Source organism: Parafrankia soli, assembly GCF_001854695.1.
GTDB classification, from domain to species: Bacteria; Actinomycetota; Actinomycetes; order Frankiales; family Frankiaceae; genus Parafrankia; species Parafrankia soli.
In genome coordinates, this window is the sequence record NZ_MAXA01000080.1 from 1 (window position 1) to 22879 (window position 22879).

A 22879-nucleotide genomic window follows, 5' to 3' on the forward strand; every position below is an offset into this window, starting at 1 on the left:
CCCTTGGGGCCGAGCGTGACCTTGACCGCGTCGGCCAGCTGGTTCATGCCGCGCTCCAGGCCGCGCCGTGCCTCTTCATCGAAGGCAATGATCTTCGGCATGGTGTCTGGGTCCTCCCAGGGGGATGGCAGTTCGATGGCCTGGCCACAACGACGCCCGCGACGGACGGCTCCGACCCGGCCCCCGTGCGAACGGAAGGATGACCAGGAAGCCTCGTCGTTTCAGCCCTTGGCACTCCCATGGGGAGAGTGCCAAGTCCTGTTTAGCACTCGGCATGGGTGAGTGCAAGCTCGCCCCCCGTGTCCCATCGGCGTGGCGGCAGGCCGCCGAGGCCTCCCCGCCTGCGGCGACATCCACGGGAAATCGGTGTGGCCCCAGGCGGAATCGGTGTCGAACAACGCCATCCTGACCAGCCGCGCACAACTCCCCGCCCGGCTACGCGCACACGACGCCGACCGACCACCACCGGGCTCGGTTCGGCCCGCGACCGGCCCACCACCGGTTCGGGCTGGTCCACCACTGGGTTCGGCCGGGCCATCGCCCGGTGCGCCCGGGCCCCACTGGCCCGTTCCGCGGGAGGCCCCGCCACCGCTGCGCGAGAGCACCCGGGCGCTGCCGCTCCGTGGGCCCGGGTGTCACCGTTCTGCGGGCGCCCGGGAGCCGCGGTTTCGCGCGGGTCCGGGCGCCGACGCTTCGTCGGGGAGAGCGGGAGGCTAGTCGTCGCCGAGGCCGGCGGCCTCGAACGCGGAGAGTGAGGGCGGGATCGTGGCGGTGGGGCCACCTGTGGAGACCAGGGGGTCGAGGGTCTTCAGCCCGTCGCCGGTGTTGTAGATCACCGTCTCGACGTCCGGGTCGAGGAGGCCCTCGTTCAGCAGGCGGCGCAGGCAGGCGACGGTGACGCCGCCGGCGGTCTCCCCGAAGATCCCCTCGGTGCGGGCCAGGAGGCGGATGCCGTCCACGATCTCGTCGTCGGTGACGTCGGTGATGGCGCCGCCGGTGCGGCGGGCGACGTCGAGGGCGTAGGGGCCGTCCGCCGGGTTGCCGATCGACAGCGACTTGGCGATCGTCGACGGCTTCACCGGGGCGACCGTGTCGGCGCCGCGGGCGTAGGCGGCGGCGACGGGGTTGCAGCCGGCGGCCTGGGCGCCGAAGACCTTGTACGGGGTGGGCTCGACGAGCCCGAGGCGGCCGAGCTCGCCGAACGCCTTGTCGACCTTGGTCAGCAGGGAGCCGGAGGCGATCGGCACCACGACCTGGCCGGGGATGCGCCAGCCGAGCTGCTCGGCGACCTCGTAGCCGAGGGTCTTCGAGCCCTCCGCGTAGAACGGCCGGACGTTGACGTTGACGAACGCCCACTCGTACTCGCCGGCCAGCTCGCTGCACAGCCGGTTGACGTCGTCGTAGTTGCCCTTGATCGCGACGAGGGTGCCGCCGTACACGGCCGTCGACACGGTCTTGCCGGCTTCCAGGTCGTGCGGGACGAGCACGACCGAGCGCAGGCCGGCGGACGCGGCGTGGGCGGCGACGGACTGGGCGAGGTTCCCGGTGGACGCGCAGGCGACGGTGTGGAAGCCGAGCTCGCGGGCGGCGGTGAGGGCCACCGAGACGACCCGGTCCTTGAACGAGTGGGTCGGGTTCGCGCTGTCGTCCTTGACCCACAGGGTGCGCATGCCGAGCTCGGCGGCGAGGCGCTGGGCGGGTCGCAGCGGGGTCCAGCCGGCGTCGAGGGAGACGCGCCGTTCGGCGACGTGCCCGGCGGGCAGCAGGCCGACGTACCGCCACAGGTTGGACGGCCCGGCCTCGATCGACGCCCGGGTGACCTTGCGCAGCCGGTCCTCGTCGTAGGCGATCTCGAGCGGCGCGAAACACTCGACACAGACGTGGGTGGCCGACAGCGGGTAGGTGGCACCGCAGTGACGACAGGACAGCGAGACGGCGGGGTTGGCGGCGTCCGGGCTCGGGAGAGTGGCGCGCTCGGGCGCGAGAGTCATGCGGAACTCCTCATCTTTCCCGGGAGCCGGCTGCGTCCCGGGTCGGAATTAGCACCTGCCGCGCATGGATGCGACGGTGGTTGCCGGGGCTTCGCTGGGCCGTTCCCTCTGCCCCTCTGGATGAGCCAGATGAAGTTGTCTGTCCGTACTGTAGACCGCGTGCGGACAGGCGTGCACCGGAGTTCCAGCGGTTTGCCGTGTGCCACAGGTGCTTCGATGACACGTCCTGAGGTGGGCCGCGGTCGGGTCGAGGGGCCGTGTGCCCGCGTCACCTGGGCCGCTTGCCGCCGGCCGCGATCTCGCCGGACCGACACCAGGGAGCCCGAAGCGTGAGCGTTCGCGTGGTCTACACCGATCTCGACGGAACGATGGTCGGCCCGCGGGGCTGCTTCTTCCGGGCCGAGGGCGGCGACACCACCCTTGACCCCGCCCGCGCACTCGTCGACCTGCACGACGCGGACATCGCGCTGGTGCTGGTCTCCGGGCGGACGAGGCCGCAGCTCGTGGAGGCCGCCGGGATCTTCGGCGCCGACGGGTTCATCGGCGAGCTGGGCGCGATCATCGGATGGAACGCCGGGCTCGACACCGAGATCCTGCGCGGCGCGATGCCCGACTCGTTCGAGCGGGTGCCGGAGAGCCTGCTCGACGAGCTGATCCGGTTGCACCCCGGCCGCCTGGAGCTGCACACCCCCTGGCACACCGGCCGCGAGGTGGACGTCATGCTGCGTGGCCGGATCGACGTCGCCGAGGTGGACGGCTGGCTGGCCGAGTCCGGTTTCGGCTGGCTGAGCATGCGCGACAACGGGCTCATCTCACCGGCGCACATGCCCGATCTCGGCGTGCACCCGCACGTCTACCACCTGGTGCCGGACGGCGTCAGCAAGGGCGACGCCGTCGCGCACGACCTCAAGCGGCGCGGGGTGGACCCGGCCGAGGCGATCGCCATCGGCGACTCCGCCAGTGATCTCGCGATGGCCCGTTCGGTGGGGCGGATGCACCTGGTGGCCAACGCGGTGCGCCACCCGGACATCGCCGCGCTGCTCCCGGCCTACGACAACGTGGTGGTCGAGGACGGCCCGCTCGGTGCAGGTTGGGCCACCGCGGTGCGCGCCGCGCTCGGCGCCGGCTGACCGCGGGCCCCGTCGCGGCGGCCATGCCGGGCGGCATTCCGGCGGCGCGCACCCGCGGTGCTTGCGGGTGGCGCCCCGACAGGGCACTCGATGGCCTACGCTCCGCTGTGTGCGTCACATGCCGGGCATCGGGGAGTTCACGGCGCCCGGGAGCGAGTACCCGGCCCAGGCCGATCTGCTGATCGCGTCGAACCGGGGGCCGGTGTCGTTCGTCGTCGGCGACGACGGCCTGCTGCATCCCCGGCGCGGCGGCGGCGGTCTGGTCAGCGGCCTGGCCCAGGTCGTCCAGGACACGCCCGAGGACGGCCGGGAGATCGTCTGGGTCTGCGCGGCCCTCAGCGACGCCGACCGGCGGGCCGCCCGCTCCGCTCCGGGCGGCCGCATCGACCGCAGCGGCTACGACACCGGCGGCGCCTCGGTGCGGATGCTGGACCTCGACCGCGTGCTGTTCGACCGCGCCTACAACGCGGTCGCCAACCGGACGCTCTGGTTCGTCCTGCACCTGTTGCACGCGCCGGCGACGGAGCCGAGCTTCGGCGCGTCCTTCCGCAAGGACTGGGCCGCCTACGAGGCGTACAACGCGGCGTTCGCGGACGCGCTGGCCGAGCTGGCGGCGCCGGGGGCGTGCGTGCTCGTCCAGGACTACCACCTGACGCTGGTCCCCGCCCGGCTGCGCCAGATGCGGCCGGACCTGCGGATAGCCCATTTCAGCCATACGCCGTGGTCCCCGCCGGAGTACTTCCGGATGCTGCCCGACGACGTGTCCGCGGCGATCCTGCACGGCATGCTCGGGGCGGACCGGCTCGGCTTCCTCGCCCCGGCGTGGGCGGCGGCCTTCCGCGACTGCTGCGCCGAGATCCTCGGCGCCGAGGTGGTGGGCGACACCGTCACCGCCGGCGGGCGCACCGTGCGCACCAGCCTGTACCCCCTTGGAGTGGACGCCGCCGAGCTGCGGGACCGCGCCGCCCGCCCCGACGTCCGTGCCCGCGCGGCCGAGCTGCGCGAGCTGGCGGGGGGCTGCCGCCTGGTGGTCCGGGTCGACCGCACCGAGCTGTCCAAGAACATCGTCCGCGGCCTGGACGCCTACCGCGAGCTGCTCCGCTCGCACCCGGAGTGGCACGGTCGGGTCATGCACCTGGTGTGCGCCTACCCGTCCCGCCACGACCTGCCCGAGTACCGCGAGTACACGGCGGCCGTCCAGCACCTCGCCGCCGAGATCGAGGACGAGTTCGGGACGGACACCTGGCTGCCGGTGCACCTGGAGATCAACGACGACTTCCCACGCTCGCTGGCCGCCATGACGCTCGCGGACGTCCTCGTGGTGAACCCGATCCGGGACGGGATGAACCTCGTCGCCAAGGAGGGGATGGTGGTCTCGGCCGACGGCGGGGTCCTCGTCCTCTCCCGGGAGGCGGGGGCGTGCTCGCAGATGGGCGCCGACGCGGTCGTGGTGAACCCGTTCGACGTGACGGCCACCGCGGAGGCGATGCACACCGCGCTGGTCATGCCGGCGGCCGAGCGGCGCGAGCGGGCCCGGCGGCTGGCCGCCGTCGCCGGTGAGCTGCCGCCGCGGGCCTGGTTCCGGGCGCAGCTGGACGAGATCCGCGGCCACGCGCCGGCGGAACCGGACCGCGCCGGCTGATCCGGTTCCCCGGGCCGGGCCGGCCCCCGAGCCCGGTTCCCGGGTCAGGCCCCGAGCGGCCGTCCCGGGTCATGCCTCGAGTCGACGTCGCGGGTCAGGCGCCGAGGCGGTCGGCGAGTACCTCCAGCAGGGTGACCATGCCGGTCGGGCCGCTGACGACCAGATCCGCCCGCTCGCGCAGCACGTCGGGCACCTCCGGGCTGTCGCTGCACACGGTGATCGCGCCCAGGCCGCCGGCCCGCAGCTCGTCGACCGCCTCGAAGGCGGGGAGATCCCCGTAGTCGTCGCCGGCGACGAGGACGGACCGGGCCGCCCGCTCGGCGACGAGCCCGCGCAGGGCACGGCCCTTGTCGTGACCGGGCGGGCGCAGCTCCAGGACCCGCTTGCCCGGCGCCGCCTCGAGCCCGTGCTCCTCGGCGAGCCTGGTCAGCGCCGGGGTGAGCGCCGCCAGCGCGGCGTCGGGGTCGGCGGTCCGCCGCACGTGGACGACCAGCGCGTGCCGCTTGTCCTCGACCGACGTCCCGGCCGGGGCGTCGTGCAGTGCGTCTGGCAGGGCCGAGCGCAGCGCCTCCACCCCGGGCAGTGGTTCCGGGGCGGTGGTCTGCCGGGTCTCGGCGTCCCACCGCTGCAGCCCGTACTGGCCGAGGACGAGCAGGTGCCCGAGATCGGTGAACCGCTCCACCCCGGTGAGCTCGAGGACAGCGTCCACCGGCCGGCCGGTGATGATCGCGACGGTGCCGACGCGGCGGGAGATCCGCCCCAGCGCGGCCATCGCGCCGGGCGCGGGCACCGCGTCGGAGGGCCGGGAGACGATCGGGGCGAGGGTGCCGTCGTAGTCGAGGGCGACGAGCGCCTTGTCCGGCGTCGTCAGCAGGGCGGCCAGGCCGGCGCCGCCGGCCAGGGTGCGCGGGGCGGGGGCAGGCTCGGCGGTGGCGTGGGCACCCGCGGGAGCGGGCGGCGAGGGCGCGGAGGAGTCGGTCACGATCCCTTCCCGGTCACGTCGTTTGTGAGGGATGGTGGCTGCTGGTGGGYCGTTGTCAGGGCTGGTCGTCGGTCGGGAAGTCACGGGTGACGACCAGGATCAGGGTGTCGGTCTCGATGATCCTCGTTTCTGCGCGGGGCACCATGCGCTCGACGCCGGGAACCGTCTCGAGCAGGGTGCGCGCGGCGTCGGCGTCCTCGGGATCGTAGAAGACGGTCGAAACCGGCACGTTGTACTGGCCCAGGTAGTTGCCGACCCGTTCGACCCGGAAGCCGGCCGCCTCCACCCGGTTGGCGGCGCTGTCCGCGAGACCCGCGATCCGGGAGTTGTTCAGCACGACGACGGGCGCGAAGACCTTCGGCGCCCCGGTGGCCGGGGCCGCGGGTGGCTGCGCCGGGGCGGATTGCGGCGTCGGCGACGGCCGCGGGCCGGGTGTCGGGCTGGGCGACCGGCTCGGGGTCGCCCGCTCCGACGGCGTCGGGCTGGAGGAGTCCTCGGGGCGGTCTGCGCCCTGCGCCGGCTCGCCCGAGGGGGCGGCGGGCCCGCCGGTCACCGCAGGGGCGGCGCCGTCGTCGGAGTCGCCGGACCCGTTGAACAGGTTCACCAGCAGAATTCCGGCCAGTACGGCCAGCACGGCCACCAGGGCGGCACCTGCCATGCGCAGGCGGTCACCACCCGGGTGCCGGGAGAAGTCGTGGGAGCCTCTGGGCACGGGCTCTCCTCAGGCGTCGTCGGAACCGTCGTCGCCGGGCTCACCGGCGTCGTCCACATGACCGGCGCGGGCGCGCCGGCGTTGCTCGCGCAGCCGCCGCAGTCGGCGGACGAGCATCGGGTCGGCGGCCAGCGCGGCCGGCGAGTCGATCAGAACGTTCAGGATCTGGTAGTAACGGGTTGACGACAGGCCGAACTCCGCCCGGATGGCGGCCTCCTTGGCGCCGGGATAGCGCCACCACTGGCTTTCGAAGGCGAGGACCCGGGCTTCCCGTTCCGTCAGCCCGTTGGCGCCGCGCCCGTTCTCGCCGGAGCCACCCTCGCCGCCGCCGGTCGCGCTCCCGCCTGCCGCCGCCTGGCTGGGCCCGGAGTTTTCCGGCCCTGAACCGGTTGGCCTGGAACCTGCGGGCCCTGGATCCGCGGGCCTGGATCCGGTGGGCCCGTGACCTACGGGTCCGGCGCTGGTGGGCCTGGAGTTCGCAGGCCCGGAACCCGCGGGCCTGGTGCCGGCGGGGCCGGAGCCGCCCGGGCCGGTGTGGCCGCCGGGGCCCGTGTCCGCGGAGCCGCTCCGCCCCGGGCGCGGCGACGAGGCCGGGCCCGGGACACTTCGGCGCCGGGCCTCGGCATGGGCGGCGTCCACGCTGGGACCTCCTTGTGGGCAGCCTCGCTACGGAGGCGCTCAAGCGGGCGTACGCGCACCACGGTCGCGTGGTCGCCGCCCACTATTTCACCCTGGGCGTCCGACATCCCCGTTCGTTCCCGGGACACACCCTGGCGCGTCGGTCACGCTGCCCCCGCACGGACCCGTCCGGTGGCACGGAGCCCGTCCGGTGGCACGGAGCCCGTCCGGTGGCGCCCGGGCCGGGCGGCCCGGGCGCGCCCTGCCCTACCGTTGAACTGTGCAACCGCCTGAGGACGGGCCCGGTGCCGCCCGGGGCGCCGACGACGGCCGCCGGTTCGCCCGGACGCCGGAGGACTTCGCGTGCCTGGTGTGCGGCGCCACCGTGCGCGGCGACGGGTACACGAACCACTGCCCGGCCTGCCTCTGGTCGCGGCATGTCGACGTCAACCCCGGCGACCGCGCGGCGCCGTGCCGCGGGCTGATGCGTCCTGTCGGGGTGGAGATGCGTGCGCGCGAGACCGTCCTGACTCACCGCTGCGAGAGCTGCGGGCACCTGCGGCGCAACCGGACCTCGCCCGCCGACGCCGAGTCCGCGCTGTTCGCGCTGGCCGCCCGGGTCGCGGACGAGGTGAGCCTGCGGGGCCCGGGCGACACCGGCCTCAGGGGTGGGGCGGCCGTCAGGGGTACAGGCCGCGGGTCCGGTGCGCCTCGGCGACGCGGGCGACCCCGATGATGTGGGCGGCCGTCCGCAGGCTCACCCGCCGTTCGCGGGCCAGCGCCGACACCTCCTGGTAGGACCGCTGCATGAGAGCGCGCAGCCGGTCGTTGACCTGGTCCTCGGTCCAGAAGTACGCCTGGATGTCCTGCACCCACTCGAAGTAGGAGACGGCGACCCCGCCGCCGTTGGCGAGGATGTCGGGGACGATCACCGTCCCCTTGCCCGTCAGGACGTGGTCCGCCTCGGCGGTGACCGGCCCGTTCGCGCCCTCGACGATCAGCGGTGCCCGGACGCGGTCCGCGTTGCCGATGTTGATGACCCCCTCCAAGGCGGCGGGGACGAGCATGTCGACGTTCAGCTCGAGCAGCTCGGTGTTGGTGATCGTGTCGGTGCCCGGGTAGCCGACGACGGTGTCGGCCCCGCGGGCCAGGTGGCGGATCAGCGCGGACGGGTTCAGCCCCGCCCGGTTGTGGATGCCGCCCTTCACGTCCGACACCGCGACCAGCCGGCAGCCGGCGTCGTGCAGGTACTGGGCGGCCAGGGCGCCCACCTTGCCGAACCCCTGGACGGCGACCGTGGTCTCCCGAGGGTCCCGGCCGAGCTCGCGCAGCGCGGCGAACGCGGCGAGCTGGACCCCGCGGCTGGTCGCCCCGGCACGCCCGGCGGACCCCCCGATGGACAGCGGCTTGCCCGTGACGACTCCCGGGGCGGTGTGGCCGGTGTGCGTCGAGTAGGTGTCCATGATCCAGGCCATGGTCTGCTCGTCGGTGCCGACGTCCGGGGCCGGGATGTCCTTGTCCGGCCCGATCAGGGGGACGAGCTCGGCGGCGTACCGGCGGGTCATCCGCTCCCGCTCCTGCCGGGAGAGCAGCCCGGGCTCGACCGCGATGCCGCCCTTCGCGCCGCCGTAGGGGATCCCCATCAGCGCGCACTTCCACGTCATCCACATGGCCAGCGCCTTGACCTCGTCCAGGTCGCAGGCCGGGTGGTAGCGCAGCCCGCCCTTGGCCGGCCCGCGGGCGAGGTTGTGCTGAACGCGGTAGCCGGACAGGACGAGCAGCTGCCCGTCGTCCCGCAGCAGCGGGACGGAGACGGTGATCGACCGCCGCGGCGTGCGCAGCAGGTCGTGCATGCCGTCGTCGAGACCCAGGTGCTGGGCCGCGTCGGCGAGCTGCACGCACGCCGTGTCCCAGGCGGAGCCGGTCCCGAGGATCACAGAACACCTCCGCGGCGCGTCCGGCCACCCGTAACGCGCGGAGCGCGCCGTCGGGCTCCGCGCTCACGGGCGCAAATGCGCACCGTGGAGTGACTCCTGCTGTCGGTAGCAGGTACGTGGGCTCGAGGCACGTAACCGCTCGTGTGACGCTAGGTTGCGCAGCGTACTCGCATGGCTACGACTGTCCCACGTCGGTACCGCGCTCGCCGCCGCGACCGGTACCTTCCGGGGATCGTGAACAGCGCGGGAGTAGCAGGTCCGGCAGGACGGGCGCGCGGCCCGGCACGCTGGTACGCGGCCCTGCGAGGACGGCCGCTGGTCGTCCGGTGGGTCGTCAGCCGGGCCCTGCTGCTCACCCTGGCGCTGGCCGGCCAGGTGTTCGGCGCGCAGCAGAGCGTTCTCGGTGATGTCGATCTCTACCGGGAGTGGGGCCACACGCTCGTCGGTGACGGGACGGTGCCCGGGGACGAGAAATGGCAGTACCCGCCGGGCGCGGCGGTCGTCCTGGCGCTGCCCGCGGTGCCGCGCGAGCTGGCCGGCGTCCCGTATGAGGTGTCCTTCTACCTGCTGATGCTCGTCGTGGACGCGGTGCTCACCCGGGCGCTGGCCCGCCGCTCACCCGCGGCAGCCCGGTACTGGCTGCTGGCCACGCTCGCCCTCGGCCCGGTGATGCTGACCCGGTTCGACCTGGTGCCGGCGGCCGCGGCGCTGGCCGCGGTCCTCGCCCTGGACGGCTCCGCGCCCGGTGGCACCCATGGCTCCGGTGACGCTGAGCCTTCTGATGGCGCTGGTCGGCCGGGGCACTCCCGGCGCCTCCGCCCGTTCAGTTTTTTCGGTGCGCTTGGTCCACTCGGTCGTTTCGGTGGCTGGGTGGCGCTGGGCGTGGCGGTGAAGGTGTGGCCCGGGTTGCTCCTGGTGGCCCTGGGACGACGCGGGCTGACGCGCCCGGGCTCGCCGGTGCTGGGCCGGGTGGCGCGGATCGTGGCGGGTGCGGGTGTGACGGCGGCCGTCCTGGCCGCCGTCCTCGTGCTCGCCGGTTGGTGGCGGGGCGCGCTGGGGTTCCTGGACGCGCAGAGCGCCCGCGGCCTGCAGATCGAGGCGGTTCCGGCCACCCCGTTCGTCGTGGCGCGGATGCTCGGGATCGGCTCCGCCCCGGAGTACTCCTACGGGTCACTCCAGTTCGACGGCGGGCTCGCCAGGGCGGTGGCGACGGCCTGTTCGCTCGCCGAGGTGATCGTGATCGCCGCCGCGGTCCTGTGGTGGTGGGCGCGGCGGTCCCCTGGTCGGGCCGTGGACGCCTCCCCCCGGCCGGGCGGGGACGGTCCGATGGACGCGGAGGGCACATCGCCGGTTGCCGGGCGTGGCCTCGCGCTGGTCCTGCTGATTGTGATCACCTCGCGGGTGCTCAGCCCGCAGTACCTGGTCTGGCTGCTCGTCCTCGCCGCCGCCGCCGTCCGCCCGTCCGCCGCCGGCGCCGAGCGTGTGCGGGCCGAGTCATCGGACCACTCCGAGAGCACAGGCGGCCGGCTCGGGTGGTCCGGGTGGCGTGGGCGGAAGGTCGACGCGGCGGGGCTGCTCGCCGTCTGCGCCGTGCTGTCGCAGGTCGTCTACCCGTGGCGCTACAACGACGTCGTGCAGGGGCGGGTCGTCGGCGGGCTGCTGCTGGTCGCGCGCAACGCCGTGCTCGTCACCGCGGCCTGGTACGCGCTTCGGGCTGCGGCGCGGGAATCGTCCGGCGACGGACAGTCGTCCGGCGACGGACCGCCGGCACAGTCGCCGCCGACACCACTGCCGCCAACACCACCACCAGAGCAGCGCCGAGCAGCGGGTCGGCCCGGCCGAGCAGTCGCCAGGTGGCGGCGAGCGGCGACAGCGTCGCGAGGCACAGCCAAACCGACGTGACGGCGATCAGCCCGACGGCCGCGCGGGTCTGCCGTCCGGGCGGGGATGGGGCGAGTGCGACCAGCGCGGCCAGGAACGGCACGCTCAGAGCGAGATACCACGGGTAGACCACGGGGGAGCCGAGCACCAGGGCCATCCCCCCGAAACCCACGACAACCAGGTCGTCCCGGCGGCCGGGCTCCGGCCCGGTCGGCCTGACGGCGTCGGGCGTGAGCGGCCGGGTGGCCTGCGCCGCCGGTCGCGCCGTCGCTCGCGCCGGCCAGGTCCGCAGCGCGAGCCAGGCTACGGTCAGGCCGACAACGGCCAGCACGAGGGCGCGGGTGGCGCCGAGCACGGCGTCGGAGTCTCCGGGCCACTCGAGGCCGACGATCCGCGGCGCCAGGTCGACGAGGGTCGCGAAGACCGAGGCGGGCGCGATGCCGGTCTCGAGCTTGCCCGAGGTGGCCAACGCGCCTATCCAGGTCGGCCCGAATCCGCCTGCGGCCATCCCGGCCAGCAGCGCCAGGGCCGCCGCCACGGTGTTCGCGGCGAGCGCCGTCCCGATCGTCGCCGTGCGCCGGCCGGGCCGCCCGGTGGCCGCGGCCGGTCCGGAGTGCCAGGCATCGCGGACGTGGACGAAGACCAGCCAGCCGGCGCCGAGGAACGCGGTGGCCTTCACGCTGCCCGCCAGACACGCGAAGGCCACCGCGGTGGCGCCGAGAGCCCAGCTGGGAGCGCGACCGGTCCCGCGGCCACGGTCGATCACCAGCGCCGCGACGAGCAGCGCGGCGGCGAGGGCGTCCAGGTGCGCGCCGCCGACCAGATGAATGATCACAAACGGGTTCGCCGCCAGCAGCGCGAGCACGATCGCCACCGTTCGACCAGAACGGCACCGACCAGAACGGCCACCCTGGTCCGCTCGGCGCGGGCCGCCGGGCAGCCTCAGGGCCAGGGCGACCAGGAGCACGGTCGAGATCAGGGCGACCACCCGCAGCGCGGCGACCGTCCCGGCCGCGCCGGTCCCGAGCAGGTCACCGAGCGCCGCGCACGCGCGTTCGACACCCACCCCCAACCCCCCGTAGGGGGCGTGTGTGTCGCGCCACCGCGGATCGACCGCGGCGATGAACAGACCCCCGCCTGCCTCCCGCGAGAGCAGGCTGTTGATGCCGTGCGTCGCCGGGTCGAGACCGTGCCGGGCGAGCTCGCCCTGGGCGGCGTAGGCGTAGACGTCCCGGCTGAACAGCGGCGGTCCCACCGCGAACGGGACGGCCCACGCGAGCGCGGCGGCGCCGGCCGCCCGCGGCGAGATCGTCCCGCGGCGCGCGCGTGCCAGCAGGAGCAGCCAGCTCAGGCAGAGCCCGATCACGGCCAGCCCGGCTGTGGCGGCAAGCACGCCCCTGGCCGTGTCCGCGGGCTGTCCGGATGGGAGAATTCCCCACCAGGACGACGGGTCGGCCACTTCAGGATCTCGCGGCCCGAGCCGAGCCTCACTGATCATGGCGAGCGCGGCGGCGATCGCGCCGGCCAGGATCAGCCGCCACGCGGGCCGGTCGCCGGCCCCTCGGTCGACGCGGCCGTGCCGCTCGGGATGGGATGGTCCCACGAGCTCGGCGGGGCCGTCCGCCCGAACGGCCGCGCCCCGACGGGCGGCCCGTGGGTCGCCCTGGGTGGTCACGGCGCCGGACGGACCGGCGGCGGAAGGTGGGGAGGTGGCGGGTGGGTCTGCTCGCGACGCCCGAACCACCGGTCGGAACCACCGTGGACGCCCCGGCCGCGTCGGGGATCCCCCGGCCGGGCGGAACCGGGCGTCGCCACGACTCACTCGCACAGATCTCCTGCCTCGCCGTGGGACCCCGTCGCCGTAACAGGCTGGTCGAGGGGGCCGTGACCCTGGGTACGGCGGTGCGGCGGCGCCCCTGGCTGCTGACCGCCGTCCTGTGCCTGATCTGCGTGTGCCTCGATGTGACCGGCCCCGACACCCCTGCCCAGGAGTATCGGGTGTGGCTGTTCGAGCACGGCGGCGCGGTGCTGTGGGACGACGGCTGGTACGGCGGCCATACGATACCGGGCTACAGCGTCCTGTTCCCCCCACTGGGCGCCCTCCTGGGTGTGCAGGCGGTGGGGGCGCTCGCGTGCGTCGCGTCGACCGTCGCCGTCACCAGGCTGTTGCGCGGGCCGGGGGTGCGCCGCGGTCAGGACCTGCCGCTGCTGTGGTTCGCGGTGGCCACCGTGGCCAATCTGGTGGTCGGCCGGATGCCCTTCGCGCTCGGGATGGCCTTCGGCGCGGTCGCGCTGGTCGGGGCACGCGAGCGCCGGGTGTGGCTGGTGTGGGCCGGGGCGGTGCTGGCCTCGCTGGCCTCGCCGTTGGCCGCCGGGTTCGTGCTCATGGTGGGGCTGGCGCTGGCGCTGACCGGGTCGCTGCCCCGCCGCGTGATCCTCGCCTTCGGCGGGGCCGGAGCCGGGATCATCGTCGCCCTCGCCTTCCCGGAGGAGGGCTACCAGCCCTTCCCGGCTGTGACCTTCCTGTCGTTGCTCGCCCTGATCGGTGGCGGGCTGCTCCTTGTTCCGAAGGAGCACCGGGCGGTCCGCAACGGGCTGTTGCTGTGGGCGGGCGCGGCGATCGTGTTCTTCTTCGTGCCCACCCAGGTCGGGGGGAACATCACCCGTCCGGCGACGCTTCTCGCCGGTCCCGCCGCCGCGGTGTTCCTGGCCACCCGGCCGCGGGCGCTCGCGCTGGTCGCCATCCCGTTGATCGGATGGCAGATCGGGCCCATCCACGGCGCGTTCGTGACTCATGGTGATCCGTCCGCCGCTCCCGGGTACTACACCGACCTGCTGGGCTACCTTGACAACGGCGGGCCGGTACCGGCCGGGCGGGTCGAGATCCCCTTCACCCAGGCGCACTGGGAGGCCCGGTACGTCGCCCCGAAGCTGCCCATGGCCCGGGGCTGGCTTCGCCAGCTCGACAGCAAGTACAACGCCCTGTTCTACGACGGGACGCTCACCGCCGAGACCTACCACGAGTGGCTGCTGGCCCGCGGCGTCACGTATGTCGCGCTGCCCAACGTCGACCTCGACCCGTCCGCGGTCGCCGAGGCCAAGCTGCTCCGGTCCGGCCTGCCCTACCTGGAGCTGGCCTGGCAGAACGCCGACTGGAAGGTCTGGCTGGTCCGGGATTCGTCCGGCCTCGTGCGGGGCCCGGCGACCCTCACCGAGCTGGGCGTCAGCTCCGTCGCGGTGTCGTTCGCCAGCCCGGGGGTCGCCACGGTCCTGGTGCACTACACGCCGTACTGGCAACTGACTGAGGGTGACGCCTGCGTGTTCCGGGCCGCTGGGGGCTGGACGGGCATCCTCACCCAGTCGGCCGGCGCCGTGCGCCTGTCCGCCCGGCTCTCCGTGGACGGCCTGACCCGGGCCAGCGCCCTTGACTGCCCGGCCGACCACCGCCTGCACTGACGCGGCGGGTCCAGCCAGGCGAGCGGTCAGCCGGGTGGGCGGTCAGTCGGGTGGGCGCGGTGTCATCCGCACGATGCGCAGGCCGGCTGTGGCCAGCACCTGGGGCATGTTGCGCACCACGTCGCGGTCGCGGTCCTGGTCCGCCGGGGAGAGCTGCTCCCAGTCGACGAGGGACGGGTGACGCGGATCGGAGCCGCCCCGCTCCACCGGCCCGTACCGCACCCCGCGGCTCTCCCGCTCGCGCCGCCAGCGGGCATGCTCCGCCTGGGCGAGCTCCTCCAGCTCCTCCGGCGTGAAGACGAACTCCKGGTCGTGCTCCCCGGCCGGCATCAGCATCCAGTTCCGCCGGCGCAGGACGTCGCTGTACCCGATCGCCTGCGCCAGGTTGGCGGCCCGCAGATCGTCGTCCAGCTCGTCCCAGGGGCGCAAACTCCGCCGCGAACGCAGGACCGCGCCGCCGGTCATCTCCTTGAACAGGTACTTCTCGTGGATGATCCGCGCGAAGCGCTCGATGAGGTCATTCGCCCCGGGATCGAGGGGCAGCGCCTCGTCGTTGACCGCGAAGAACCGCAACCCGCCCTGGACGTCGTCCAGCAGCGCACCGCCGCCACGCCGCCCCGGGCCGGGCGGCGGCGGGACGGGCGCGTCCGGGTCGTCGTCGGGGCCGTCCGGGTCGGGCGCCTCGCGCGGGCCGAAGACGTCCTCGAAGCTGCGCTGCCGGCCGGTGCGCACGACGACCCGGGTGCCATGCTCGCCGAGGCTGGCGGCGCCCAGCGTGCGCGCCACCTCCAGCCCGCGCAGCAGCGCCTCCTCCTCGTCGCCGTGGCAGACGTAGACGAACTCCGGCGGGACGGTCCGGGTGCCCTCGACCGGGTCGTCGAGCTCGAGGACCGCCACGGGCAGCTCCCCGGACGGACTGTCGTTGGCCAACAGCTCGACCCGGGCCAGCGCCGGCTCCCGCGAGCGCATGGCCGCGGCCTCGACGGTCGCGTTCCGCCCCGACAGGACGATCCGCAGCGGTGGCGAGCCGGGCGAGCTGTAGTCGCGCCAGCGCCGCGCCAGCTCCATCACCACGGCCTGGCCCAGGTCGGACATCCCGAGAACGACGACCGGCGCCGGGCGCGCCCGCAGGTCGGGAAACTCGTCCGGCCGGGCCCAGGCAGGCGCGTTGCCGTTCAGCATGGCGTGCGCGCCGAGCACCTCCACCGCGAAGAAGTCGAGGCGGAAGCCAGGGTCGTTCTCCAGGCCGATGCGGCGGGCCCGCAGGTGCGGCAGCAGCGAGAGGTCGCCCACCTGGGCCAGGCAGCGCAGCGGATGGTCCAGCCGGGCGGAGGAGATCCGGCGGCTGCCGGCCCGGCTGGTCCGCACGACGCCACGGGCGGTGAGCGCGACGGCGAGGTTGGAGGCGGTGTCGTCCAGGCAGCTGTAGACGACGTCGGCCCGCATGATCCCCGCGCTGGCCAGGACGAGCCGCTCCACCGGGTCACCGATGACCCTCAGCAGGTTCGGGGGCCGCTCCGCGTCGGGATACTCCCGCTCGGCGTCCTCGGCGACGAGCACGACCCGGCTGTTCCCGACGAGCTTGTCCACGAGCGCGGAGGCGGTCGGCCCGGTGCCGCAGACGATGACGTGCCGGTGCGCGTGCCGGGCGCGGAACCGTTCGAACCGGTGCGCGAACAGGGCGCTGGCGGCGTCGGCGACACCGACGGCCGTCGCCAGCGGGGCGAGGAAACGGGCGATCTCCAGCGCTGGGGGGAACTGCCCGCCGTTCTCGAACATCGTGCCGTCGGCGAGGAAGAGCGTCGAGGCGAAGAAGATCACGTTCGCCCAGGTGAACGTCTCGGGCTCCGCGGAGAAGTGCTGGTACGAGCCGATGAGGCTCAGCACGAGGGCGATCAGCCCGAGCACGAGGAACGTGCCGAGCAGGTGGCGGCGCAGCCATCGGCCGATCCGCCCCATCCGGCCGAACAGCAGCGTCGCGTAGAGCCGCGCCGCCCGCGCCACCACCCCCCCCAGCAGGTGGCGCGGGTCCAGTACCCGGGCGAGCCGGCCTAACCGGCCCGGTCTGCCGGACGGACCGGGAGGACCCGGACCGCCCGACGGACCTCGGGAACCGCCGGCGGTCACTCCGGGCGGTGAGCCGTCATCGCGCCGACGGCTCCGAGACCAGGTCGGCGACGACGATGGTCGTGTCGTCGCGGGCGCCGGCCAGCAGCGCCGCCTCGACCAGGGCGTCCGCGGCCCGCTCCGGTGGTTCCGGGCCGAGCTCGGTCATCAGCCCCAGCAGCTGCTCCGGGGTCATCACCTTCGTGATGCCGTCACTGGCGAGGATCACCCGGTCACCGGCCCGCACCGCCTCGCGCAGGATGTCGGCCTCGATCCGGTCGGCCAGGCCGATGGCGTTGAGCAGCGGGCCGTTCTTGATGGCGTGCGGCGTCGTGACCTGGCGCGGTCGGCCCTTCTGCGGCTGCAGCCAGACGGAGCTGTCGCCGACGTGGGCGATGAACAGCGTCTCGCCCGTCGACTGCTGGCGGCCGAGGATGACCACGTCGAGGGTGCAGGCCATACCTCGCCAGGACGGCTCCTGCCGGGGCTTCTCCCGCACGACCTGGTTCGCCCGGGCGACCGCCTGGCGCAGCCCGTCGGCCGGGTCCTCGGCGTACTGGGGACGGAACCCGGCCACCGTCGTGACCGTCAGCGTCGAGGCGATCTGGCCGGCGGCCTCCCCGCCCACGCCGTCGGCGACGGCGAGCAGGCCGTCGGACACGACGTAGGCGTCCTCGTTGGGGCCGCCGCGCTTGCCGCGCCGGGTGCGGCCGGCCGCGGCCAGCCGCAGGGCGGGAGCCGTGGTCTGGGCCGGCTCGGCCGCGACCAGGCCGGGCGCGGAGGGGTCGGGGGTGGGCACGGTCGGCGCGGTCATCGCAGGTGAGGCCGCCGCGGGCGGCGCGCCCCAGACCGTCTCGCCACCCACCGGGGCCGCCCCGTACCCGCCGGCGCCGGGCCCGGTCGGCGCGGTCGAGCCGATCCGCATCGTCTCGCCGGCCGTCGGGTCGGGGTAGGAGGCCGGTCCGGAGTACCCCGACGACCCCTGGTGCGGGAAGCCACCGGCGAGCGGGTCGTGGTCGTCGACCGCGAGCCGGTAGGCGGCGTCGTCCGTCTCGCCATGGTGCGGGCGCCCGCTGGGGGGCGGAGTCCACCCGGTGGCGTCCGGGTCTCGGCTGTCGTTCATGTAGGTGTCCCTGCCGCCTGAGTCGAGTCCACTCACGTCGATACCCCCCGTGCCGTGGGCACCGGCGTGGGGCCCGCCGGGCTGTGCGGCTCCGGCGAAGTACGCCCCCGCATGGGACGGATCCGCCGGCGCCGCGCCGGTATCGGCGCGTGACGTGTACGCGCCACCGATATTGTGACCTCCGGTCCCGCCGCTTTCCGTAGCGGACGCGACCGTGTCGGTGTCATTCGCTGTACTTCCCCCCGTGCCGGGAGGCCCGTGGCCGGGATCGCGCAGACTGTCGATGCGGGTGGCGTCGGCGTCGCCCCACCCGCTGTCGTCCCAGGCGGAACCGTCACTCCAGGCGGAGCCGGTGTCCGGGCCAGGATCGGCCGCGCTGTCGGTGCCGCGACTCGTGCCGTCCGCGGCCTGCGCCACCTCCACCGCGGCGGGAGCGCTCGCGGGCGCGGTGAAGCCGGGCACGACGCCGTCTGGTGACTGCGGGTCCGGCGCGCGCGTGTCCGGCGCGGCCGGAGCCGACGGCTCCGGGGCGTCGCGCAGCGGGATGCTGCCGGGCCGCGAGCGTCTCGTCTCCAGCGAGCGCTTGCGCCCGGATCCGTAGCCGGTGCGTGGTGCGCGACTGGACAGGACGACGAAAACCACCGCGCCCACCAGAAGCACCACGATGAGCATGATCGGTACCAGTGAGCTACCCATGGCCTCCGTCCCCGCCACGACAACCCGATCACGCTATAGGACGTGTCGGCAGCCGTCTCCATACATAACCAAAGGCAACAACTCGGCGAAGACCGGGCCGGTGTCAGGACTGCGACAGAAAGCTGCTGATTCCACCGGTGCCGCGTCAGGGGCCTGCCGGCCACCGGCAGCAGGTGTCGGGTTCCCGTCCGTATCACCCAAAGGTCAGTATCGCCGGAAGTGCGGCGTCACCGGAAGGGCCTGTCGATCCCGAAAACGGGTCGGGATGTGGCGCCGAGCGGGCGCGGCGGATGAGGTCGCGTCGGCGGGCGGGTACGGGGAGGTCGCCTGGCGCGCGGCGGATCAGGTCGCGTCGGCGCGCGGGCGGGCGAGGGTGAAGGTGTCGAAGGGCACGGGCACGGCGTCCGCCGAGTCGTAGACGGTGACCTGGATGCGGGTCGTCCCGCCCGGCTCGCCCGGATCGACCGTGAGCGCGGCGAACGCGTACGGATGCTCGGGGAAGCGGGCCGCCAGCCACGGGGCCGGCTCGACCGCACGGATCGAGGAGCGCTGCCGCTGCCCTGGCTCCCGTTCCCGCACCCCGACGACCACCCGGCAGGCCGGCGGGTCGAACAGCTGCCCGGCCGACGGCGTGGACGAGCCGCCGGTGCCGATCAGCATGTGCACCGTCCCGGCGGACGTGTCGAGCGTGGCAGTACCGCCCCCGCCGCCCCCCGCGACGGACACCGAGCCCGGGACCGGCCGCGGGGTCAGCGTCGCGCTGCCGTCCACAACCCCCCGTAGCGGGTGTGTGCGCTCGTAGTGGTGTTCGTGCCCGGAGATCACCAGGTCGACGCCGTACTGGTCGAACAACGGCAGCCAGGCCTCGCGCAGGCCGAGGTCCGCACCGTTGTGGAACTCCGCTGTGGAGACTGCTGCCTGGTGCAGGACCACGATGATCCAGTCGACCGCCTGGTCCGCCCGGGCCTCGGCCAACTGCCGCTCGAGCCAGGCGGTCTGCCGACCCGAGCTGTAGCCGTGCAGGTAGACGCGGCCGGCGTCCTGGTAGCAGACGTCGTCGCCGCTGAGCACGACGAACCGTACGCCACCCACTGTGAAGGCGTACCAGAGGCCGGCCAGGTACGGCTCCTCGCCGTTGTCCGGCGGCTGGAAGTAGGTCTGGTAAGCGGCGAGGCCCAGCGCTCCGTTTCCCCGCTCGGTCTCGTGATTGCCGACACTCGGCATCCACGGGCGGCGCGCGGCCGAGGTGCTGATCATCGCGAACCAGTCCGCCCAGGCCCGCGGCGGGACGTCGCTGACGTTCGAATAGGCCAGATCGCCGTCGACCAGGGTGAACAGCGGGTCCACCCGCTCGACGCCGGCGACGAGCGCGCTGGAGGCCGGCGTGCCGAACGGGTTGTCGGACGCGTCGGTGCCGTGATCGCCGAAGCAGGCGAAGGTGAAGGCGGCCCGGCCGCGGGGGGCCGTCCGGAACGACGCCCGGCCCACCTCGCGGACGACCCCGGCCGCCGTGGTCTGGTACGTGATCTCGTAGGTGTACTCGGTGTCCGGCGCCAGCTCGTCCAGCAGCGCGTGGTGCGCGTAGATCTCCCACCCGGTAACCGCGTCCGTGTACGACCTGGTGCCGGCCCCGACCTCGCGGACTGCCTCGGCGGTGCCCGTGACCACCCGGGCCAGCGGCCGGACGACGGGCTCCCTGGTGATCCAGGAGACCACCATCGACGTCGCCGGATCCGCGCCGAAGGCGAGGTGCACCCCGTGCTCGGCGTGCGACGGCCCTCCGCCGGGCCGCGGCGGGGCGTCTAGTGGTGCGGCGTCTCGTGGTGCGGAGGCCGGCGACTCGGAGGATCGTGACCGGGAACGTCGTGGACCGCGAAGGCTGTGAGGCATGACTTCCGGTGGCTACGGCTGGCTACGGGGCTGGCTGCGAATGGCTACGGCTGGTTGCTGATGGCCGCTCACGCCGAAGGGCGGCTGCGCTGGCGCGCAACCGCCCTTCGGATGGGTCTGGCCCGGGTGGGCGACGGCCCGCTCCAAGGCGGAACCGGCCGTCACCTCACGCGCTGGGCGTCCTGCGGCCCGATGTCACTCGCTGGACTTGGCGAGGTCGATCGGCGGGGAGTCCGGCACCGAGTTCGGCTTCGGCTCGCCGCGGAAGACGAACTTCGCCTCCTCGCCCTCACCCTCGACGTCGCCGACCACGATCTCGCCGGGACGCAGCGTCCCGTACAGGATCTTCTCGGACAGGATGTCCTCGATCTCCCGCTGGATCGTCCGGCGCAGTGGCCGGGCGCCGAGCACCGGGTCGTAGCCACGCTTGGCGAGCAGGGCCTTGGCGGCCGGCGTGAGCTCCAGCGCCATGTCCTTGTTCTTCAGCTGGCTGTCGACCCGGGCGAGCATGAGATCCACGATCTGGATGATCTCGTTCTCGGAGAGCTGGTGGAAGACGATGATGTCGTCGATCCGGTTGAGGAACTCAGGCCGGAAGTGCTGCTTGAGCTCGTCCTGGACCTTCGCCTTCATCCGCTCGTAGTCGACCGCGCCCTGGCCGGTGGCGAACCCGATGCCGGGGCCCTTGGAGATGTCCCGGGTGCCCAGGTTCGACGTCATGATCAGGACGGTGTTCTTGAAGTCGACCAGCCGGCCCTGGGAGTCGGTCAGGCGACCGTCCTCCAGGATCTGCAGGAGCGTGTTGAAGACGTCCGGGTGGGCCTTCTCGACCTCGTCGAAGAGGACCACGGAGAACGGCTTGCGTCGCACCCGCTCGGTGAGCTGGCCGCCCTCCTCGTACCCGACGTAGCCGGGCGGGGAGCCCACCAGCCGCGAGACGGTGTGCTTCTCCATGTACTCGGACATGTCGAGCTGGATGAGCGAGTCCTCGTCGCCGAAGAGGAACTCCGCCAGCGTCTTCGACAGCTCCGTCTTACCGACACCGGACGGGCCGGCGAAGATGAACGAGCCGCCGGGGCGCTTCGGGTCCTTCAGGCCGGCGCGGGTGCGCCGGATCGCCTGGGAGACGGCCTTGATGGCCTGCTCCTGGCCGATGACCCGGCGGTGGAGCTCGTCCTCCATGCGGAGCAGACGCGCGGTCTCCTCCTCGGTGAGCTTGAAGACCGGGATGCCGGTCCAGATCGCGAGGACCTCCGCGATCTCCTCGTCGCCGACCTCGGCGACGACGTCCATGTCGCCGGCCTTCCACTCCTTCTCCCGCTTGGCCTTCTCGGCCAGCAGGGTCTTCTCCTTGTCGCGCAGCGACGCGGCCTTCTCGAAGTCCTGCGCGTCGATCGCGGACTCCTTGTCCCGGCGGACGTTCGCGATGCGCTCGTCGAACTCCCGCAGGTCCGGCGGAGCGGTCATCCGGCGGATGCGCATCCGGGAGCCGGCCTCGTCGATCAGGTCGATGGCCTTGTCCGGCAGGAACCGGTCGGAGATGTAGCGGTCGGCCAGGGAGGCCGCGGCCACCAGGGCGGCGTCGGTGATCGAGACGCGGTGGTGCGCCTCGTACCGGTCGCGCAGACCCTTGAGGATCTCGATGGTGTGCGCCACCGACGGCTCCGCGACCTGGATCGGCTGGAACCGCCGCTCGAGAGCGGCGTCCTTCTCCAGGTGCTTGCGGTACTCGTCCAGTGTGGTCGCGCCGATCGTCTGCAGCTCCCCGCGCGCCAGCATCGGCTTGAGGATGGAGGCGGCGTCGATCGCGCCCTCGGCGGCACCCGCACCGACGAGCGTGTGGAGCTCGTCGATGAACAGGATGATGTCGCCGCGGGTGCGGATCTCCTTGAGGACCTTCTTCAGCCGCTCCTCGAAGTCACCGCGGTAGCGGGACCCGGCGACGAGCGCGCCGAGGTCGAGGGTGTAGAGCTGCTTGTCCTTCAGGGTCTCGGGGACCTCGCCCTTGACGATCGCCTGCGCGAGCCCCTCGACGACGGCGGTCTTGCCGACGCCGGGCTCGCCGATCAGGACGGGGTTGTTCTTCGTCCGGCGCGACAGCACCTGCATGACGCGCTCGATCTCCTTCTCGCGCCCGATGACCGGGTCGAGCTTGGACTCACGAGCGGCCGCGGTGAGGTTGCGGCCGAACTGGTCGAGGACCAGCGAGGTCGACGGCGTTCCCTCGGCCGGGGCGCCGGCGGTCGCCGGGTCGCCCTTGCCCTGGTAGCCGGACAGGAGCTGGATGACCTGCTGACGGACCCGGTTGAGGTCCGCGCCGAGCTTGACCAGCACCTGGGCGGCGACGCCCTCGCCCTCGCGGATCAGGCCGAGCAGGATGTGCTCGGTGCCGATGTAGTTGTGGCCGAGCTGGAGAGCCTCACGCAGGGACAGCTCGAGGACCTTCTTGGCCCGGGGCGTGAACGGGATGTGCCCGCTCGGCGCCTGCTGACCCTGCCCGATGATCTCCTCGACCTGTGACCGCACACCCTCGAGCGAGATCCCGAGCGACTCGAGGGCCTTAGCGGCGACGCCCTCGCCCTCGTGGATCAGGCCGAGCAGGATGTGCTCGGTCCCGATGTAGTTGTGGTTGAGCATCCTGGCCTCTTCTTGGGCCAGGACGACGACCCGACGTGCCCGGTCGGTGAACCTCTCGAACATGTGCGCTCCTTCGAG

General features: G+C 73.6%; 14 protein-coding genes and 1 riboswitch. Of the genes, 4 read left to right on the top strand and 10 right to left on the bottom strand.

Annotated elements, in window-relative coordinates:
* Nucleotides 1-713 precede the first annotated feature (713 nt).
* Nucleotides 714-1991, bottom strand: coding sequence for a threonine synthase (thrC, locus tag BBK14_RS08475; protein ID WP_012157620.1), 1278 nt, complete (start codon nt 1989-1991; stop codon nt 714-716).
* Nucleotides 1992-1998: 7 nt separating this feature from the next.
* A riboswitch (SAM riboswitch) is annotated at nt 1999-2118 on the bottom strand.
* Between the two features lie 202 nt (nt 2119-2320).
* Here thrC and BBK14_RS08480 point away from each other — a divergent pair.
* Both BBK14_RS08480 and BBK14_RS08485 read left to right on the top strand, forming a co-directional pair.
* Entirely contained in the window at nt 2321-3121 is an 801-nt protein-coding gene (locus tag BBK14_RS08480) for an HAD hydrolase family protein (protein ID WP_071060780.1), read from the top strand.
* 118 nt (nt 3122-3239) lie between these two features.
* Nucleotides 3240-4763: an alpha,alpha-trehalose-phosphate synthase (UDP-forming) gene (locus BBK14_RS08485; protein ID WP_071060782.1), complete on the top strand. Its 1524-nt coding sequence runs from the start codon at nt 3240-3242 to the stop codon at nt 4761-4763.
* Nucleotides 4764-4857: 94 nt separating this feature from the next.
* Here BBK14_RS08485 and otsB read toward each other — a convergent pair whose 3' ends face one another.
* Genes otsB through BBK14_RS42065 form a run of 3 tightly spaced genes read right to left on the bottom strand, consistent with a single transcriptional unit; the run spans nt 4858 to nt 7096 of the window.
* Nucleotides 4858-5745 (bottom strand): trehalose-phosphatase, encoded by an 888-nt coding sequence (gene otsB, locus BBK14_RS08490; RefSeq protein WP_071060784.1) that lies wholly within the window; start codon nt 5743-5745, stop codon nt 4858-4860.
* A gap of 55 nt (nt 5746-5800) precedes the next feature.
* Nucleotides 5801-6457 carry a LytR C-terminal domain-containing protein gene (locus BBK14_RS08495; RefSeq protein ID WP_071060786.1) on the bottom strand — a complete coding sequence of 219 codons (657 nt, stop codon included), beginning with the start codon at nt 6455-6457 and terminating at the stop codon, nt 5801-5803.
* Between the two features lie 9 nt (nt 6458-6466).
* Nucleotides 6467-7096, bottom strand: coding sequence for a DUF3263 domain-containing protein (locus BBK14_RS42065; protein ID WP_071060788.1), 630 nt, complete (start codon nt 7094-7096; stop codon nt 6467-6469).
* Nucleotides 7097-7355: 259 nt separating this feature from the next.
* On the opposite strand from BBK14_RS42065, the gene BBK14_RS08505 reads away from it, so the two are divergent.
* Entirely contained in the window at nt 7356-7811 is a 456-nt protein-coding gene (locus tag BBK14_RS08505) for an RNHCP domain-containing protein (RefSeq protein WP_071060790.1), read from the top strand.
* Here the strand turns inward: BBK14_RS08505 and BBK14_RS08510 are convergent.
* Nucleotides 7756-9012, bottom strand: a complete 1257-nt coding sequence (locus BBK14_RS08510; RefSeq protein WP_071060792.1) for a Glu/Leu/Phe/Val family dehydrogenase — start codon at nt 9010-9012, stop codon at nt 7756-7758. The genes BBK14_RS08505 and BBK14_RS08510 overlap by 56 nt on opposite strands.
* 1687 nt (nt 9013-10699) lie before the next feature.
* Nucleotides 10700-12568, bottom strand: coding sequence for a polyprenol phosphomannose-dependent alpha 1,6 mannosyltransferase MptB (gene mptB / locus BBK14_RS38785; RefSeq protein WP_071060794.1), 1869 nt, complete (start codon nt 12566-12568; stop codon nt 10700-10702).
* Between the two features lie 41 nt (nt 12569-12609).
* Here mptB and BBK14_RS08520 point away from each other — a divergent pair, with 41 nt between their 5' ends.
* Nucleotides 12610-14349: a hypothetical protein gene (locus BBK14_RS08520; RefSeq protein WP_071060796.1), complete on the top strand. Its 1740-nt coding sequence runs from the start codon at nt 12610-12612 to the stop codon at nt 14347-14349.
* 42 nt (nt 14350-14391) lie between these two features.
* Here BBK14_RS08520 and BBK14_RS08525 read toward each other — a convergent pair whose 3' ends face one another.
* The 4 genes from BBK14_RS08525 to BBK14_RS08540 all read right to left on the bottom strand — a co-directional run bounded on the left by BBK14_RS08525 (nt 14392) and on the right by BBK14_RS08540 (nt 22864).
* Complete coding sequence (locus BBK14_RS08525; RefSeq protein WP_420849137.1) at nt 14392-16356, bottom strand: NAD-binding protein; 1965 nt, start codon at nt 16354-16356, stop codon at nt 14392-14394.
* Between the two features lie 136 nt (nt 16357-16492).
* Nucleotides 16493-18274, bottom strand: coding sequence for a PP2C family protein-serine/threonine phosphatase (locus BBK14_RS08530; protein ID WP_071060798.1), 1782 nt, complete (start codon nt 18272-18274; stop codon nt 16493-16495).
* Nucleotides 18275-18616: 342 nt separating this feature from the next.
* On the bottom strand, nt 18617-20029 hold the full coding sequence (locus BBK14_RS08535; RefSeq protein ID WP_071060801.1) for a purple acid phosphatase family protein: 1413 nt from the start codon (nt 20027-20029) through the stop codon (nt 18617-18619).
* Between the two features lie 330 nt (nt 20030-20359).
* On the bottom strand, nt 20360-22864 hold the full coding sequence (locus BBK14_RS08540) for an ATP-dependent Clp protease ATP-binding subunit (protein WP_012157634.1): 2505 nt from the start codon (nt 22862-22864) through the stop codon (nt 20360-20362).
* Between the last annotated feature and the right edge of the window lie 15 nt (nt 22865-22879).